The 15151-nt window shown below is 46.6% G+C and carries 15 protein-coding genes; 8 read left to right on the top strand and 7 right to left on the bottom strand.

What is annotated here, in order from left to right; translation table 11 throughout:
• The first annotated feature begins 1 nt into the window (after position 1).
• From ACJB0T_RS12480 to xni, 4 genes are all read left to right on the top strand, one after another.
• Positions 2-2284 carry a tetratricopeptide repeat protein gene (locus ACJB0T_RS12480; RefSeq protein WP_479291191.1) on the top strand — a complete coding sequence of 761 codons (2283 nt, stop codon included), beginning with the start codon at positions 2-4 and terminating at the stop codon, positions 2282-2284.
• Between the two features lie 103 nt (positions 2285-2387).
• Complete coding sequence (locus ACJB0T_RS12475) at positions 2388-3956, top strand: GGDEF domain-containing protein (protein ID WP_479291192.1); 1569 nt, start codon at positions 2388-2390, stop codon at positions 3954-3956.
• A gap of 227 nt (positions 3957-4183) precedes the next feature.
• Positions 4184-5545: a nucleotide 5'-monophosphate nucleosidase PpnN gene (gene ppnN / locus ACJB0T_RS12470; protein WP_479291194.1), complete on the top strand. Its 1362-nt coding sequence runs from the start codon at positions 4184-4186 to the stop codon at positions 5543-5545.
• Between the two features lie 62 nt (positions 5546-5607).
• Entirely contained in the window at positions 5608-6390 is a 783-nt protein-coding gene (gene xni, locus ACJB0T_RS12465; RefSeq protein ID WP_479291196.1) for a flap endonuclease Xni, read from the top strand.
• A gap of 25 nt (positions 6391-6415) precedes the next feature.
• Here xni and rlmM read toward each other — a convergent pair whose 3' ends face one another.
• The 6 genes from rlmM to seqA form a co-directional block, all read right to left on the bottom strand.
• Positions 6416-7507, bottom strand: a complete 1092-nt coding sequence (gene rlmM / locus ACJB0T_RS12460) for a 23S rRNA (cytidine(2498)-2'-O)-methyltransferase RlmM (RefSeq protein WP_042473674.1) — start codon at positions 7505-7507, stop codon at positions 6416-6418.
• Positions 7504-7920 carry a DUF423 domain-containing protein gene (locus ACJB0T_RS12455; RefSeq protein ID WP_479292310.1) on the bottom strand — a complete coding sequence of 139 codons (417 nt, stop codon included), beginning with the start codon at positions 7918-7920 and terminating at the stop codon, positions 7504-7506. The genes rlmM and ACJB0T_RS12455 overlap by 4 nt, the downstream gene beginning before the upstream one ends.
• Positions 7913-8551 (bottom strand): alpha/beta family hydrolase, encoded by a 639-nt coding sequence (locus ACJB0T_RS12450; protein ID WP_479291200.1) that lies wholly within the window; start codon positions 8549-8551, stop codon positions 7913-7915. The genes ACJB0T_RS12455 and ACJB0T_RS12450 overlap by 8 nt, the downstream gene beginning before the upstream one ends.
• Positions 8544-9452: a transcriptional regulator GcvA gene (locus tag ACJB0T_RS12445; RefSeq protein WP_479291202.1), complete on the bottom strand. Its 909-nt coding sequence runs from the start codon at positions 9450-9452 to the stop codon at positions 8544-8546. The genes ACJB0T_RS12450 and ACJB0T_RS12445 overlap by 8 nt, the downstream gene beginning before the upstream one ends.
• Positions 9453-9877: 425 nt before the next feature.
• The gene (pgm, locus tag ACJB0T_RS12440; RefSeq protein WP_479291204.1) at positions 9878-11524 is read right to left on the bottom strand and encodes a phosphoglucomutase (alpha-D-glucose-1,6-bisphosphate-dependent); all 1647 of its coding nucleotides are present in this window, start codon (positions 11522-11524) and stop codon (positions 9878-9880) included.
• A gap of 92 nt (positions 11525-11616) precedes the next feature.
• Complete coding sequence (gene seqA / locus ACJB0T_RS12435) at positions 11617-12147, bottom strand: replication initiation negative regulator SeqA (RefSeq protein WP_353496933.1); 531 nt, start codon at positions 12145-12147, stop codon at positions 11617-11619.
• Between the two features lie 92 nt (positions 12148-12239).
• Between seqA and ACJB0T_RS12430 the strand changes: the two genes are divergently transcribed.
• The 3 genes from ACJB0T_RS12430 (at position 12240) to fldA (ending at position 13901) form a co-directional block, all read left to right on the top strand.
• Positions 12240-12998 (top strand): alpha/beta fold hydrolase, encoded by a 759-nt coding sequence (locus tag ACJB0T_RS12430; protein WP_479291206.1) that lies wholly within the window; start codon positions 12240-12242, stop codon positions 12996-12998.
• Positions 12999-13095: 97 nt separating this feature from the next.
• The gene (locus tag ACJB0T_RS12425) at positions 13096-13317 is read left to right on the top strand and encodes a DUF2788 domain-containing protein (RefSeq protein ID WP_042496654.1); all 222 of its coding nucleotides are present in this window, start codon (positions 13096-13098) and stop codon (positions 13315-13317) included.
• 50 nt (positions 13318-13367) lie between these two features.
• Positions 13368-13901 (top strand): flavodoxin FldA, encoded by a 534-nt coding sequence (gene fldA / locus ACJB0T_RS12420; protein WP_112459625.1) that lies wholly within the window; start codon positions 13368-13370, stop codon positions 13899-13901.
• A gap of 86 nt (positions 13902-13987) precedes the next feature.
• Here fldA and ACJB0T_RS12415 read toward each other — a convergent pair whose 3' ends face one another.
• A complete protein-coding gene (locus ACJB0T_RS12415; RefSeq protein WP_479291208.1) occupies positions 13988-14491 on the bottom strand; it encodes a DUF4442 domain-containing protein in 504 nt (167 codons plus the stop codon).
• Between the two features lie 201 nt (positions 14492-14692).
• Between ACJB0T_RS12415 and fcrX the strand changes: the two genes are divergently transcribed.
• Positions 14693-15139: a ferric iron uptake transcriptional regulator FcrX gene (gene fcrX, locus ACJB0T_RS12410; protein WP_112459624.1), complete on the top strand. Its 447-nt coding sequence runs from the start codon at positions 14693-14695 to the stop codon at positions 15137-15139.
• Positions 15140-15151 lie beyond the last annotated feature (12 nt).

The raw sequence follows: 15151 nt of genomic DNA, 5'->3' as shown, positions 1-15151 counted from the left end.
CATGGGCTCAAAAATTTGGATTGCATTCGCGCTGGTTTGCTCGGTATTGTCAGGCCTGGTCAATGCCAACACCACCTTTACCTCACCAATCTTAGTTGAGGCAGACAAACTGGTCGAAATTGAGCCCGCGAAAGCGCTAGAGACTGCTAACAACTACCTGACTAATCGAACATTTGCTGAGCCGAATGATGACCGGTTACCAAAACTGGCTCGTGACGATACTGATCAACGCATTCGCACACCTTTAAGTAGCGTCAATGCGCTGTTGATCATCGCCAAGTCTCAGTTCAACCTAGGCGATAGCCAAGCGGCAATGCAAAGCTTACAGCTTGCCGAATCGATGACCGAAAAGTACCAATTGCTGTTTTTGGCGCTGGATGTTCGTATCCTCAAAGCCAGACTGCAGTGGCTTACCACGAACGAAGCAACCAAAGCATTGGCGACACTCGAGCAAGTTGAGCGCGACCTTGCCTCAATTCGCAAAGGACAAAACATTGCCAATCGTACCAGCTATCGCATCAAAATTTTGCAAGCCCAGATCGCCTCTAACGAAAACGACTTTGAGCTAGCTAATAGCCTGTTCCAAGCGGCGCAGTCTTATATTCCGAATGACAAGCTATCAAAGTGGCAAATCGACTTTCATACCAAGTTTGGTAAGCACTATTTACACCACCGCCGATATAACGAAGCCCTGTCTGAACTGCTGCTTGCTTACTGGTCAGCCATTGATCTAAACAGTAGCGACCAGCTAGCGAGTATCAATCAACAGCTCGCACAGCTATTTATGCAGCGTCAGGTTCTCGACAAAGCGCTTGACCATTTGTCACAGGCCGCGGATTTTTACGGTGCTTATCCAGAGTCCCCCGTTCTTGCTGATGTGCTCAAGCAAATGGGTGATGTATACTCCTTGCAGGGTAAATACAACCTAGCGCTGGTCCACTACTTTAACGTGATAGACCAAAAGAAGACCGATAAGAACATCGAAAAAGTTATCGATATTCGCCTTAGTCTTGCTTCCACCTATTTGCAGCTCTACAACTACCCATTGGCGGAGCAGTATTTGGCGCGAGCTGAGAAACTGCTTAGTTACGCAGACCTACCTGAGCTAGAAACTAAAGCAGCGCTGCTTGATGCGGGACTTGGCTACTTCCAGCAAGATAATAAGCAAGTGATTGAGCAAGCGAAACGAGCGTTGACACTGAGTCAATCTCTCGCCATGAGTGAGTCGCTTGAACAAGCCTCACTTGAGCAGCAAGCCTATCAGTTGCTTGCTCTTGGCTATGAGCAAAATGGTAAGTTTAAACAGGCATTGAGCAACATTAAGAAAGCCAACTCACTGCGCATTTATCAACAAGCACAGCTCAACCAAATCAGTGAAGAGGCATTCCGTAAGCAGAGACAGTTTGTCGAACAAGGTCTGCATTACGAAATCCAAGAGCAAGAGCTAGCAGAGGCGATAGAAAAACAAAACAAATTTCAAAAAGTGGCACTTGGCCTATTTTGTTTAGCTTCGCTTTTGGCACTGATGTTACTGCGTTTAAGCTACACCAACAGACACCATAAGAATGAGGTAGAACAGCTGAATGAGAACCTGTTTACCCACGCGCGTTCAGGTCTGCCAAATCTGCGTCTTCTTAATGCTAGCCTTCCAAGCTCTTTGCAACGCACTCAGCGCTACTTTGAGCAGTGGCAAGTTGGTGAGCTCATCAATGAGCCGCTCAGTGATCGCTTACGCTTTGTGATGATTGATGTCCCGTTTCTTCGCAATATGTATCTGCAAAACGGTTACGAAGCAGGCTTAGAGTTGGAACGCGCCTTTGGTGAGTTTATTCGCAGTAAAATTGAATCGCCAGCTCGTATCTATCACTTCTCTGATGCCAACTTGCTGTATATCGAGCCAAGCATCAAGCCGCGCACGGCGGAAAGTCTGTTTGAAGAGATTCAAAATTGGATCAATGATTTTGAGCAGGATCGGAAGATCAATCGCATCGTACGAGTCGGCATGGCCAACTACCCATTCCTACCTCGCGCCTACACCGCTATCAACGACAAAGAGCTACTCGACATCTTATTAGTCGCCACACATATGGCGCGTGACGTCAGCATGCGCGAAAGCCAAAGTCATTGGGTTTACCTCAAGGCGATTGATAATGCACCAGCAGCGAGCCTTGCCACTGACAATGTCAGACAAGCCTGTCGCACAGCGATAAAACAGGGGTTAATAAAAGTTCACTCTTCTTCCCAGAATGAGGACGGGTTCAAAAAATCGTTGATGAGTGAGTAAAAAGTCCGCAGTTGAACACTGAATAACGTGACGTTGTGATGTTTTTTGATATTATCGATCAATACATCAATAAGATTCCCATCTGGTTTGTTTTAAAGGATTTATGAGCTCACAGGATAGCGAGACATTAGAGCATCTCCACCAGCTTAAAGTGCAGGTGGAGCAATTACGTGTAGCTCATCGCGATGCTTCGCTTAAGTCGCGTCGTGAACAAGTCATCCTAAAACGTTTCATTTCCACACTCAGCAATACTCATATTGGTGCTCACTCGCGTATTGACGATAAACTGATTGAACTCCGCCAAGAATTAGAGCATAACAAGGACATAAGTACTCTGGTGCCCAAGTTTGCCATCTTGGAGCGTCTCATCGGTCAAAGGTCCGTTTCGATGGAAAAACAACAGCTATCATTGGAAGAGCAAACAAGGCGCAGTGGCGAAACACTGCAGCGCATTGGTGGCTTGCCAGCTCAAATCAAACGCGACCTAAGAAACGTATTGGCTTTCAACGATAAAAGTTCGTTGAAGCTCACTGACAATGCTGTCAAGCTGCTGGCCATTTATGAGCGCGCGACCAAGATAATCACTTCCAACTCTGCGCTATTACCAAAAGAAGCAGAACCAACAGAGAATAGTGGCTTACTACAGAGCCTCAATGAAGAGCTGCAAAACCTCATCACTGAGCTTGATTTCGATGGCGAGCCGGGTGAACAACTGTTTGAGATACGTTATAAGCTGTTAACAGACGCGTCATTGAATCAACTGCTGGAGCATACTCTACAAGTACTAAGGCTGGTTATTGATGCAACCAAATATGAGCGCCGCACTTCACAGCAATTTCTAGAGCAGGTCAACGGCTCACTCTCTTCTTCATTGAAGAACAATTCGCAAAACCTCGATCAAAGCCAAATCTACTTTGAGCAGCGCCAGAATATGAGCAAAGAGCTGCACAACCTCGTCTCTAGCGGCAAGCGCGGTATTGCCTCGGTGCAAGATTTGGAAGAAGCCAAGCGCGCCATGACGCCACTGTTCGCTCAACTCGCGTCATTGACAGAGCGCCTGCAGCATGCAGAAGTCCGAGAGGCGGCACTGATAGAGCAAATGACACACAATAAAAACCAATTGGAAGCGCTCTACGATACAACACAAGACTATCGTCGTCGCTTGGAAGACCAGTCTCAGCGCATGCTGCTCGACCCATTGACTAAGGTTTACAATCGCACCGCACTATTGGATAAGCTAGAAATCGAATATCGCCGCTGGCTGAAGAACCAACACCCGTTATGGGTTGTGGTCTTCGATATCGATAAGTTTAAGAGCATCAACCACAACTTTGGTTACAGTGCCGGTGATAAAGCACTAAAGATCATCGCCAAAACCATCGCTAACTCGGTCGACAAAACCGATACCGTCGCTCGCTTCTCTGGTGAAGAGTTTATTTTAATTATGCCGGAGCAAAACGAAGCAACAAGTTTGGCAAAAGTACGTGAGATCCAGAAAAAAGTCAGTAATTTGCCGTTTAAGTTCCGCGACCAATTGCTCACAATTACCTTAACAGCAACCAGTGCCTTGTTTAGTCAAAATGACATTCCTGAAGACGTATTAGAGCGCCTACACAAGACCTTGTCCCACACACAAAAGCTAGGCCCGAACCAGCTCGCGTGGAACCCATAATCTCGCTATATTTTTCAGATAGTTATAGAAACCTTCCTGACATTTGCTACTCTAATAGTTAATCGCATGTAAATTTTGGCCGAAGACGCCCGTATACACATCACGATAGATAACTATAACAATGAACCCAAACCACCTGCGTTCTCGATTCAGTGGGCACCGAACACCCTACTCTCTCTTTCCACACAAAAGATCGCAGCATTCGGTTCTAGATAAGGAATTTGCTTATGATCACTCACATTAGTCCCGCGGGTAGCATGGACCTTTTGTCTCAACTCGAGGTTGAGCGCCTTAAAAAGACCGCGTCTAGTGACCTATATCAACTGTATCGCAATTGTACGTTAGCGGTACTGAATTCTGGTAGCCATACAGACAACTCTAAAGAGCTACTGGATAAACATCTTTCATTTGACGTCAACGTCATGCGTCGTGAGCGTGGCATCAAACTTGAGCTCACCAACCCACCAGAGCATGCCTTTGTCGACGGTCAAATCATCAAAGGCATTCAAGAGCACCTTTTTGCGGTGTTGCGTGACATCGTCTACGTCAACATGCATCTCGCAGATAATCAACGTCTAAATCTGACCAATTCAACCCACATTACCAATCTGGTGTTTGGTATTCTCCGTAATGCGGGCACTTTGATTCCCGGTACCGATCCCAACTTGATTGTCTGCTGGGGCGGTCACTCCATCAATGCCACCGAGTACCAGTACACTCGTGAGGTGGGTAACGAACTTGGCCTTCGTGAACTGAACATCTGTACCGGTTGTGGACCGGGCGCGATGGAAGGCCCGATGAAAGGTGCTGCTATTGGACACGCGAAACAACGTTACAGTAACCAGCGCTATTTGGGCCTGACCGAACCTTCAATCATTGCTGCTGAGCCGCCAAATCCTATCGTCAATGAGCTGGTCATCATGCCAGACATTGAAAAGCGACTTGAGGCCTTTGTTCGTATCGCCCACGGCATTGTTATTTTCCCGGGTGGCCCCGGTACAGCAGAAGAACTGCTCTACATACTCGGTATCATGATGCACCCAAACAATGCTGATCAGCCGATGCCAATCGTACTGACGGGTCCAAAAGAGAGCGAAGCCTACTTCCGCTCTATCGACGAGTTTGTACGTTCGACACTCGGTGAAGAAGCGACGAAGTATTACGATATCGTCATTGCTGATCCAGAGAAAGCCGCCAAAATCATGAAGCAGGCCATGCCAGCAGTAAAAGAACACCGCAAGAAAAATGGTGACGCCTACAGCTACAACTGGTCGTTGCATATCGAGCCAGAGTTCCAGCTGCCATTCGACCCAACCCATGAAAACATGGCTGGACTCGATCTGCATCTGAATCAACGTCCAGAAAACTTGGCCGCTGCACTGCGTCAAGCCTTCTCAGGTATCGTCGCTGGTAATGTAAAAGCAGAGGGTATCCGAGAAATTGAGCGTCATGGACCATTCATGATTGATGGGGACAAGGCCTTGATGAAAAAAATGGACAAACTGCTCAGCGATTTTGTAACTCAACAGCGCATGAAATTGCCGGGCTCTGAGTACATTCCGTGTTATCGCATCGCCAACGGCGAATAAAACCTGAAACTCAGTAGCGTTTTATTTACAATAAGGCCACGATTCTCCGTGGCCTTAATTTTATGTCAATTCATCTTGTTATCATCGATGCTTTAAACCTGATCCGCCGAGTCCATGCGGTGCAGCCCGATCCGACTGACATAGAAAGAACCATACAAACCACCTCCCGTACACTTCGTCGCATTGTCGATGAAGCGCAGCCAACTCATATCATTGCAGTATTCGATCATCACGAACAAGACCGAGGTTGGCGCGGTGACATCCTTCCTGAATACAAACAGAACCGAAAACCGATGCCTGAGCCACTCTACAATGGACTCGATAAGATCCAAGATGCTTGGTGGCAGCTCGGTATTGACTCCCTGCTATCCGAAGGCGATGAAGCGGATGACTTGGTGGCAACGCTTGCAGTGAAAGTCGCGACCCATGGTGAGAAAGTCACGATTATCTCGACTGATAAGGGTTATTGCCAGCTGCTCTCCCCAACTCTGCAAATCCGAGATTACTTCCAACATCGCTGGCTGGATGCGCCTTTCATTGAGCAAGAATTTGGGGTAAAACCCGAGCAGCTTGCCGACTACTGGGGACTGACAGGCGTGAGTTCGTCTCAGGTACCGGGCGTTGCGGGCATTGGCCCGAAAGCAGCAAAAGAGATCTTAACTGAGTACAACGATATTGAAACGGCATACGCCTCTGATGAGCTTGCTGCTAAATATCGTAAGAAGCTCGATGAGCACATCGAGATGGCGAGAAAGTCAAAGCAAGTATCGGCGCTAAAGACAGATATTGAGCTTGGTTTTAATTTGCAGGATATTCGATTTGAAGGTCTAGGCGCCAACACCTAGACCTTTAGAGACGCTTTAAACGAGATTAATGCGGGGAGATATTTGATAGCACTTGAATGTGCACTGTGATCTCCTCACGATCATGGTACAAGTGCTTCGCTTGCAGCTTGAATTTCACCTTGTTTTCAATCAGGAAGATCTTCAGGTTCTCAATGTCTTGAAGAACCTCATCATAACGACCTTTCATTGGCAGTTTAAGGTTAAAAATCGTCTCTTTCGCCCAGCCGCGAATCAACCACTCACCCATTAGCTGTGCAACGCGAGAAGGCTTCTCAATCATGTCGCACACCAACCAAGTGACGTTCTTACGCGGTGGCTCAAACTTAAAGCCATCTTCTTGGTGATGCTTAACCTGGCCGGTCTCCATTAGGCTGTCCGCCATCATGCCATTATCAATCGCATGTACGAACATAGAGCGGCGAACCAGCTGATACGTCCATCCACCGGGACACGCACCAAGGTCCACACCCCACATGCCTGATGCTAAGCGTTCATCCCACTCTTCTTTAGGAATGAACACGTGAAACGCTTCTTCCAGCTTTAGTGTCGAGCGGCTTGGCGCATCTGCCGGGAACTTAAGGCGTGGAATGCCCATAAAGAATGCAGAGTTGTTGTTCGGGTAGGAGTAACCCACGTAACAATGACCTGGAGCGATAAAACAGATATGCAGAACTGGTTTTTTAGCGTGCTCTTTGTTGAACAAGTAGCCCTTTCCACGCATCGCTTGACGCACTGGCACGGTAAACTTACGACAGAACTTCAGCAGCTCTTTCGCTTCGTTGGTGTCAGGGGTTTCAATACGAATATCGCCACAACGAGGGAAGTCTTCAACTTCATCGAGCGCAGCAAGCAGTGGAGAAATACGATCGTCCGATGGCAGAGCTTCAAGCTCGCTAGCAATCGCAAACATTTGACGAGCGAAGATAAGCGATTGGAAATCGATATCGCGGATAAGTCTGTCCGCATCACCGTCTTGGTAACACTCGAAAATCACGTAGCCTGAGTTATTTTTGACTCGCGGGAAGCCGAATACCTCTAGGGCTGTCGCTTTGTCTTGAATTTCGCCTGCACACTCTTTCTCGAATCCAGAGCGGCAATAAAGCATTACCTGTTTCACTGATTGACTCCATCTTTGTTTGTTTCGTCAGTCATCTGATATCCAGCATAAGCGAGGAATCCCCAACCTACCATAAACATCACCCCGCCCAGTGGAGTAATGGGACCAAACCACTTCACTCCTGTTAGCGCAAGGGCGTATAGACTACCGCTAAAGAAAAGGATGCCGATGATAAAGCAAATCGCTGCACGATGAAATGCCTTTTGCGCTTTCTCTGCTCGGCTGTGTAATGCAAAAAGCGCACATAACAGCAGCGCTAGGGTATGGATAAACTGATAGGTCACACCCGTTTCAAAAACGCCCAGAAGATACGGCGACAGTATGCTTTTAAGGCCATGAGCAGCAAACGCCCCCAGCCCAACACTGAGAAACCCCGACAGCGCAGCACTAACGACAAGATTACGACTACGCACTGGCTTCTTCCATGTCATTGATGCCCTTAATAAACAGCGCTAAACGATCGGCAGCCATTTGGCGGTTTTGCGCTTCAGTAAAGCCCGACGATTTTCTTGGTTTAAGGCTATGGTCACCATCGGGTACAAAGCTCACTTCGACCTTATCTGACAGAGAAAAATCGGCGAACTCTTCTTGCTTACCAAAGGTATCGCGCTCACCTTGTAAGATAAGGCACGGCTTTTCCATCGTCGCTAAATGGTCGCCTTTGAAGTTTTCAGGCTTGCCCGGCGGATGAAAAGGAAAACCTAGACAGGCAATCGACTTGACGAGTTCGTGCTCAGAAAGCAATGACGCCATTCGCCCCCCCATCGATTTACCACCAATAACAATAGGCTGCCCGTTCGCAACATCCTCAATCACTTGTGTCATCGCCTCTAGTAGCTTTGGTGCGCGATCTGGTGGACGTTTCTTGCCGTCTTCTGCTCGTTTCACCATATAAGGGAAGTTAAACCTGACAACGCGGATACCTTTTGCAGCTAAACGAGTAGCCATATCCTGCATAAAGTCATGCTCCATACCTGCGCCAGCGCCATGAGCGAATAGAAACAATGGACCCTGCTCTGGCCCATCAATAATAAGATTAGTCATCCAATAATACCTCTTGCTCACTTTGTGCTTTGGCAAGCATCCAATCTCTAAATGTAGCGATACGCCCCATATCAGCCTGCTTGTCATGGCATACCACATAAAACGCATTTTTGCTGACTAAGACTTCATCAAATGGCGCAATCAGTCGCCCAGCATCCAATTCTGGTTGAGCAAGCACGTTATTCCCTAATGCAATGCCCTGGCCATGTGCTGCGGCTTGCAGAACCATCGTGGAGTGACTGAATATCGGACCATGATTGACATTTACGCCATCCAGACTGTTTTGTTTGACAAACTGCTTCCAGTCTTTACGGGAGGTATCATGCAGTAATGTATGCTTAGATAGATCTTCAAGCGTGTTGAGTGGTTTAGAGCCAAGCAAAAGTGCGGGTGAACACAGGGGAACCAAAAACTCTTGATACAGTTTGTCAGCACGCAGCCCAGGCCAGTTGCCACGACCGTAGTAAATCGCAACGTCAACATCATCGGTTAACGACCCTTCATCCATATCTACCGCTTTAATACGTACATCGATATCTGGTTCTTGCTCGTTAAAGTCGGTAAGGCGAGGAACCAGCCACTGAATGGCAAAGCTCGGTGGCAAACTGATCGTCAGAGCGCCCTTCTCACTGCGCTCAAGCACCTTATCGGTAGCTTCAGCCAAGGATGTAAAAATATCTTTGATATCAAGAAAGTAGCTTTGGCCTTCTTCGGTAAGTAACAAAGAGCGATTTCGACGGCGAAACAGCTTTAGACCTAAAAATTCTTCAAGCGCTTTGATCTGATGACTTACTGCCGCTTGAGTAACAAACAGCTCTTCCGCCGCTCGGGTAAAGCTCAAATGGCGTGCGGCAGCCTCAAAAACTTTGAGCGAATTGAGGGGAGGCAAACGTCTCGACATAACGACTCTCTAATGCATTAGTTTTTTTAATCTGAAACATTATAATTTGTCCATTGCCGAACAGCCAGAGAAATTCTATATTTCATCCCGCAAACGCGAGTCTGAACGGCTCGGTTCTCTCTAGAACCGATTGACTTGCGCTTGCGATGTTGTGTTTGCAATCTCGATTTTCGAGTTAGGTAGAATTCTACCGCCACACTTTGGCTAGTTATCCCCTAGTTGATGTGTGTACTTCCTGTATTTTTGACCTGTCTGTCAAATTTTCTTACACCGCCTATATGGCGGTGTTTTTTTATCAAGAATTTGTGAATAAGTTTTAGATTAAGCATTTCAACCAAACTGACCCATAAAAAAACGGCCACCCAAGGTGACCGCTTTCTACAGTTTTGTTAATAGCTGAGCTAATCGTTTATGTCAGATTAGGCTTACAGGCCAGCATCAGCAAATACTTGATTCACAATCTCTTGTGCTTCAGCTTCGATCTGTTTTAGGTGCTCATCGCCCTTAAAGCTTTCGCAGTAGATTTTGTAGATATCTTCGGTGCCTGAAGGACGCGCGGCAAACCAACCATTTGCTGTCGTCACTTTAAGTCCGCCGATGGCCGCACCGTTACCTGGAGCGTGCGTTAGACGAGCGGTAATGGCATCACCAGCCAATGTTTCCGCCGATACCATCTCTGGTGACAGCTTCTTAAGCACGTTCTTCTGCTCTGTATTTGCTACAGCTTGAATACGGTTGTACTTAGACTCACCGTGTTTCGCCGCTAGCTCTTCATAATACTGCTGTGGGTTCTTACCCGTTACCGCGGTAATTTCTGCTGCTAGCAGGCAAAGAATGATGCCGTCTTTGTCTGTAGACCAAGGCGTACCCTCTTTACGAAGGAAAGACGCACCCGCACTCTCCTCACCGCCGAAGCCGAACTCACCGTTGTAAAGACCATCAACAAACCATTTGAAGCCAACTGGCACTTCACACAGAGTGCGGCCAAGGTCTGCAACAACACGGTCGATAAGCGCGCTCGATACTAGTGTCTTGCCCACAGCAACATCAGCACGCCATTCGCTGCGATGACGGTATAGGTAGTCGATGCATACAGCTAGATAGTGATTCGGATTCATTAGACCTTTTGGTGTAACGATACCGTGACGGTCGTAATCTGGGTCATTACCAAATGCCAAATCATAGTCATCTTTCAGCGCTAGAAGACCTGCCATTGCATATGGCGATGAGCAGTCCATACGAACCACGCCATCTTTATCAAGCGACATGAATTGGAACGATGGGTCAACCGCTTCACTTACTAACGTCAGATCTAGGTTGTACACTGCAGCAATTTGGCGCCAGTAGTCAATGCCTGAACCACCTAATGGATCCACACCAATCTTAAGGCCTGATTTTTGAATCGCTTCCATATCGATCACGTTGACGAGATCATCGATATAAGGCTTCACCAAGTCACTCTCTTCAAACAAATCGTTCGCTTTAGCCACCGCGATAGGCAGACGCTTCACATCTTTCATCTCGTTGCTAATGATTTCGTTAGCACGATCTTCAATTGCTTGAGTCAGCTCTGCTTCAGCAGGACCACCGTGAGTTGGGTTGTATTTAATACCGCCATCTTGCGGTGGGTTGTGCGAAGGCGTAATGACAATACCGTCGGCTTTTTTATCGTTCACTAGGTTGTGCGTTAAAATTGCGTGAGATACACCTGGGGTTGGTGTGTAGCCGTTATCTGCTTGCGCAATAACATGAACACCATTTGCAATCAGTACTTCCACCACAGTCGCGAATGCTGGCTCAGATAAGGCGTGGGTATCTTTACCCACAAACAGTGGACCTGTCGTGCCTTTCTCGGCACGCACTTCTGCTACCGCTTGTGCAATGGCAAGAATGTGGTTTTCGTTAAACGTCGCTTTGTCCGCACTGCCGCGGTGACCAGAGGTGCCAAACTGAACACTTTGTGCCGTGTTGCCCGCTTCTGGTTGAATTAGGAAATAATTGGATACTAGCGCTGGAATATTATGAAGGTCTTGTGGCAAAGCCTTCTGGCCCGCACGTGGGTGTATAGCCATAACTGACGTCCTTTTAAATTTAAGCTTAAAAATACAAAAAACCTCATAATACTCGTTTAATTGTGAACATTATGAGGTTTAAATCGAAAATCTTAGATAGAAGCCGTGACTTTCTCGATGAGCTCAGCGGGGAACTCCATCATGGTCATCACCTGTTCGACCATCTGCCTTTTGCGACTAGTGTTGGTGTTGGTAATCACCCAGAGCGGCGTATTTGGAATGGCTTTTGGTTTGGTCGTATTACCGCTCTCTAGTAGCGTCGCTTCATTGTTTGCGAAGTAGACTCGCTTGCGGCCTTTTACTTGTGTCGCCTCAGAAAAGCTTTCTGGGTTTAAGCGATGCAACGTAGATAGCACCAGCATAAAGCGATCAATGGCTTTTTTCAGTCCGGCAAACTCGTCAGAAATCAGAAGAGAACGCATCTCTTTTACTGAATCAACAGTTTCTGCTTTTGGTGCCTGTTTACTCACGACAATCGTCTTAGCGGCAGCGGGTCTCTGTTCCGTCTCGGCTGCATCTACCTTTAATAAACGTCGTAAGATATCTGAAGCACTTTCGCCAATATGGTGGGTCTGGCTTGCAATGTAACGGTATAGATCCTCATCAACCTCAATTGTTTTCATTCGCTTTTCACAATCTCTATGTTTAAACTCTGGATGATTATAACGAGTTCCGCGATGAACCTCCACGTTAAACACATCACGAATAACAGAAAATGTCAGCTTTATTAAACTACAAAAGAGAAGGTCAAGGTACGCCAGTCGTTCTAATCCATGGACTGTTTGGTGACCTGAATAACCTTGGCGTGCTCGCCAGAGAACTGAAACAGGATCATGATGTCATTAGTGTTGATCTCAGAAATCATGGTCGCTCATTTCATAGTGACGATCACGATTATGCCTTAATGGCGAGTGATATCATCACGTTGCTAAAAGAGCTCAATGTCGAGAAACCTATCATTATCGGCCACTCAATGGGCGGTAAAGTCGCCATGAAACTGTGCAATTTTGATTACCCAATTGAGAAACTTGTGGTAATGGACATGTCTCCGGTCAAATACACCACCCGCCGCCACGATAATGTACTCTCGGGCCTCAATGCCGTCTGTCAACAAGCTCCGAAGAGTCGAGCCGAGGCCATGGCAGTCATGAGCGAGCATATTGAAATAGACGGTGTACGTCAGTTCTTGGGCAAGTCTCTATTTAATGCGGGTGAGCACATGGGGTGGCGCTTTAATCTTAAGGGGTTGGAGAAAAACTACTGGAACATTCTAGACTGGCAACCAATCAGCAAAACCAACACGCCAGTTTTGTTTCTTAAAGGTGCAGATTCCGATTACCTGCAAGCCGATCACCAAGCCCAAATCCAACAACAATTTGCGCAAGTTAAGGTGCACATTGTTGCCAACACCGGACACTGGCTGCACGCAGAAAAACCCAACGAAGTGCTGCGCGCGATACGCAAATTCATTTAATTTGACCTGTATCGTAACCGGGTTGATTTCCATGGATTAACTTTACCGAGTAACAATGGTATAGTTCCGCGCAAGCATATTGGCACAAAGGAATACCATGCTTTACGACTATATAGATAAACTCGAGTCCATTGGTTTGGATCTGTTGTTTGCGTCGATCTTTTTTCTGATCGGCATGGCAATCAAAGATGTACTAAAACAAGGCAATGTCCCGGTGTTTGGTCGACGTATTGTGTGGCTTGTGCTGTTCTTAGGCTGTGCAGGTTTTGTCGCGAAAGGCATTATTCAGCTAAGCTGGGAAGGTACAGGACTAGGCTAATTACCTCCATTCCTGAGTCCAACGAAGACAGATAAAAAGGTACTGAATTTATGGCAAGTGTAGGTCTATTCTTTGGTAGCGATACTGGCAACACAGAAGCTATTGCAAAGATGATCCAAAAACAATTGGGTAAACAGCTCGTTCACGTTCAAGACATTGCTAAAAGCAGCAAAGAAGACATCGACAACTTCGATCTGCTTCTACTTGGCATCCCAACTTGGTACTACGGCGAAGCACAAGCAGATTGGGATGACTTCTTCCCAGAACTTGAAGGCATCGACTTCTCAACTAAGCTAGTAGCTATTTTTGGCTGTGGCGACCAAGAAGATTACGCAGAGTACTTCTGTGATGCGATGGGCACAGTACGTGACATCGTTGAAGCGAAAGGCGGCACGATCATCGGTTACACACCAACTGAAGGCTACGAGTTTGAAGCATCTAAAGCGCTAGTTGAAGGTGATGAATCTCAATTCGTTGGTCTATGTATCGATGAAGATCGCCAGCCAGAACTGACTGACGAGCGCGTATCAAACTGGACTAAGCAGATTTACGAAGAGATGTGCCTAGCTGAGCTAGAAGACTAATCTCTACGCTTAAAAAAACCTCCTAACGGAGGTTTTTTTATATCTGAATATGCAGGCAGCAACATACATTGCTTCTGGGTTTGCCTCTAGGCATTAATCGATTCCGATTCCACGTCACGAAACTGCGCCTTTTTACGAATGTAGAGCTTACGCTGGATCGTCGACACTATCTCGCCTTTGTCATTTTGAATATGACTGACAAACTCAGGAAAACACTTTTCTCCGGTCTGAGTACTCTTCAAAATGTCATCTAACATGTCTTGGCTGATGACAAACTCTGCTCGCAAATCAGAAAACCCTGGCTTAATGAAGTCAATACTGGCCTCTTTATCCCAAACGTAATATTGCTCACGCAAAATTCCCATTAACATCAATGAGTAAATAGGATCCGTCATCGCAAATATGCTGCCACCAAACTGCGATCGATTGGCGTTTTTGTTCCACCAACGCAGCTTCAAGCGCACTTTAACACTGCAAAAATCGTCACTGATTTCCTCTATACGGATACCCGCTCCCCAAAATGGCGGCCAGATGTTCAGCGCGAACTTAACGTACTTAGGTTTGTATATTTTGGCGAGTCGTTTATCCATCTGATTCATCCATTACTGCAAGCCCATTAAATGTAAACAGATTGTAACTGGTCAGATGTGTTTGTAAAGTGACACAGTTCCACTTCTATGTTAATAGTTAGTAACCCTTTGAACTTCACGGTTTATTGTTACGCGCTAGTACCCTATAATGGACGGATACATGAAATCTGTTTATTGCTGCAGATCATCACAGGAAAGTTTATGTCAGACAATAACAAGGCACTTAAGGACGCGGGACTGAAGGTCACGTTGCCTCGACTAAAAATTTTAGAAGTACTGCAGAAGCCAGAGTACCAACACATCAGCGCAGAAGACTTGTATAAAAAGCTTATCGACCTTGGCGAAGAGATCGGTCTAGCAACAGTTTATCGCGTACTTAACCAATTTGATGATGCTGGCATTGTTACTCGCCACCACTTTGAAGGCGGTAAATCAGTATTTGAACTATCAACTCAACATCACCACGACCATCTAGTGTGTCTAGACTGTGGCGAAGTGATTGAATTCTCTGATGACCTTATCGAGACTCGTCAGAAAGAAATCGCATCGAAATACAACATTGAGCTGACTAACCACAGCTTGTACCTATACGGTAAATGTATTGGCGGCGCGTGTAAGACTGACCCTAAGGCGCATAAGCCTAAATAAGTCTTTATTTGG

This window comes from Vibrio sp. CB1-5 (genome assembly GCF_059412285.1).
Note: the sequence above shows the minus strand (reverse complement) of the source record. Positions and strands in the feature narration are given on the sequence as shown.

Coding starts and splice junctions, on each gene's coding strand:
- ACJB0T_RS12480 (WP_479291191.1), top strand. CDS start 2: ATGGGCTCAAAAATTTGGATTGCATTCGCGCTGGTTTGCTCGGTATTG.
- ACJB0T_RS12475 (WP_479291192.1), top strand. CDS start 2,388: ATGAGCTCACAGGATAGCGAGACATTAGAGCATCTCCACCAGCTTAAA.
- ppnN (WP_479291194.1), top strand. CDS start 4,184: ATGATCACTCACATTAGTCCCGCGGGTAGCATGGACCTTTTGTCTCAA.
- xni (WP_479291196.1), top strand. CDS start 5,608: ATGTCAATTCATCTTGTTATCATCGATGCTTTAAACCTGATCCGCCGA.
- ACJB0T_RS12450 (WP_479291200.1), bottom strand. CDS start 8,551: ATGACTAATCTTATTATTGATGGGCCAGAGCAGGGTCCATTGTTTCTA.
- ACJB0T_RS12445 (WP_479291202.1), bottom strand. CDS start 9,452: ATGTCGAGACGTTTGCCTCCCCTCAATTCGCTCAAAGTTTTTGAGGCT.
- pgm (WP_479291204.1), bottom strand. CDS start 11,524: ATGGCTATACACCCACGTGCGGGCCAGAAGGCTTTGCCACAAGACCTT.
- seqA (WP_353496933.1), bottom strand. CDS start 12,147: ATGAAAACAATTGAGGTTGATGAGGATCTATACCGTTACATTGCAAGC.
- ACJB0T_RS12430 (WP_479291206.1), top strand. CDS start 12,240: ATGTCAGCTTTATTAAACTACAAAAGAGAAGGTCAAGGTACGCCAGTC.
- ACJB0T_RS12425 (WP_042496654.1), top strand. CDS start 13,096: ATGCTTTACGACTATATAGATAAACTCGAGTCCATTGGTTTGGATCTG.
- fldA (WP_112459625.1), top strand. CDS start 13,368: ATGGCAAGTGTAGGTCTATTCTTTGGTAGCGATACTGGCAACACAGAA.
- ACJB0T_RS12415 (WP_479291208.1), bottom strand. CDS start 14,491: ATGGATAAACGACTCGCCAAAATATACAAACCTAAGTACGTTAAGTTC.
- fcrX (WP_112459624.1), top strand. CDS start 14,693: ATGTCAGACAATAACAAGGCACTTAAGGACGCGGGACTGAAGGTCACG.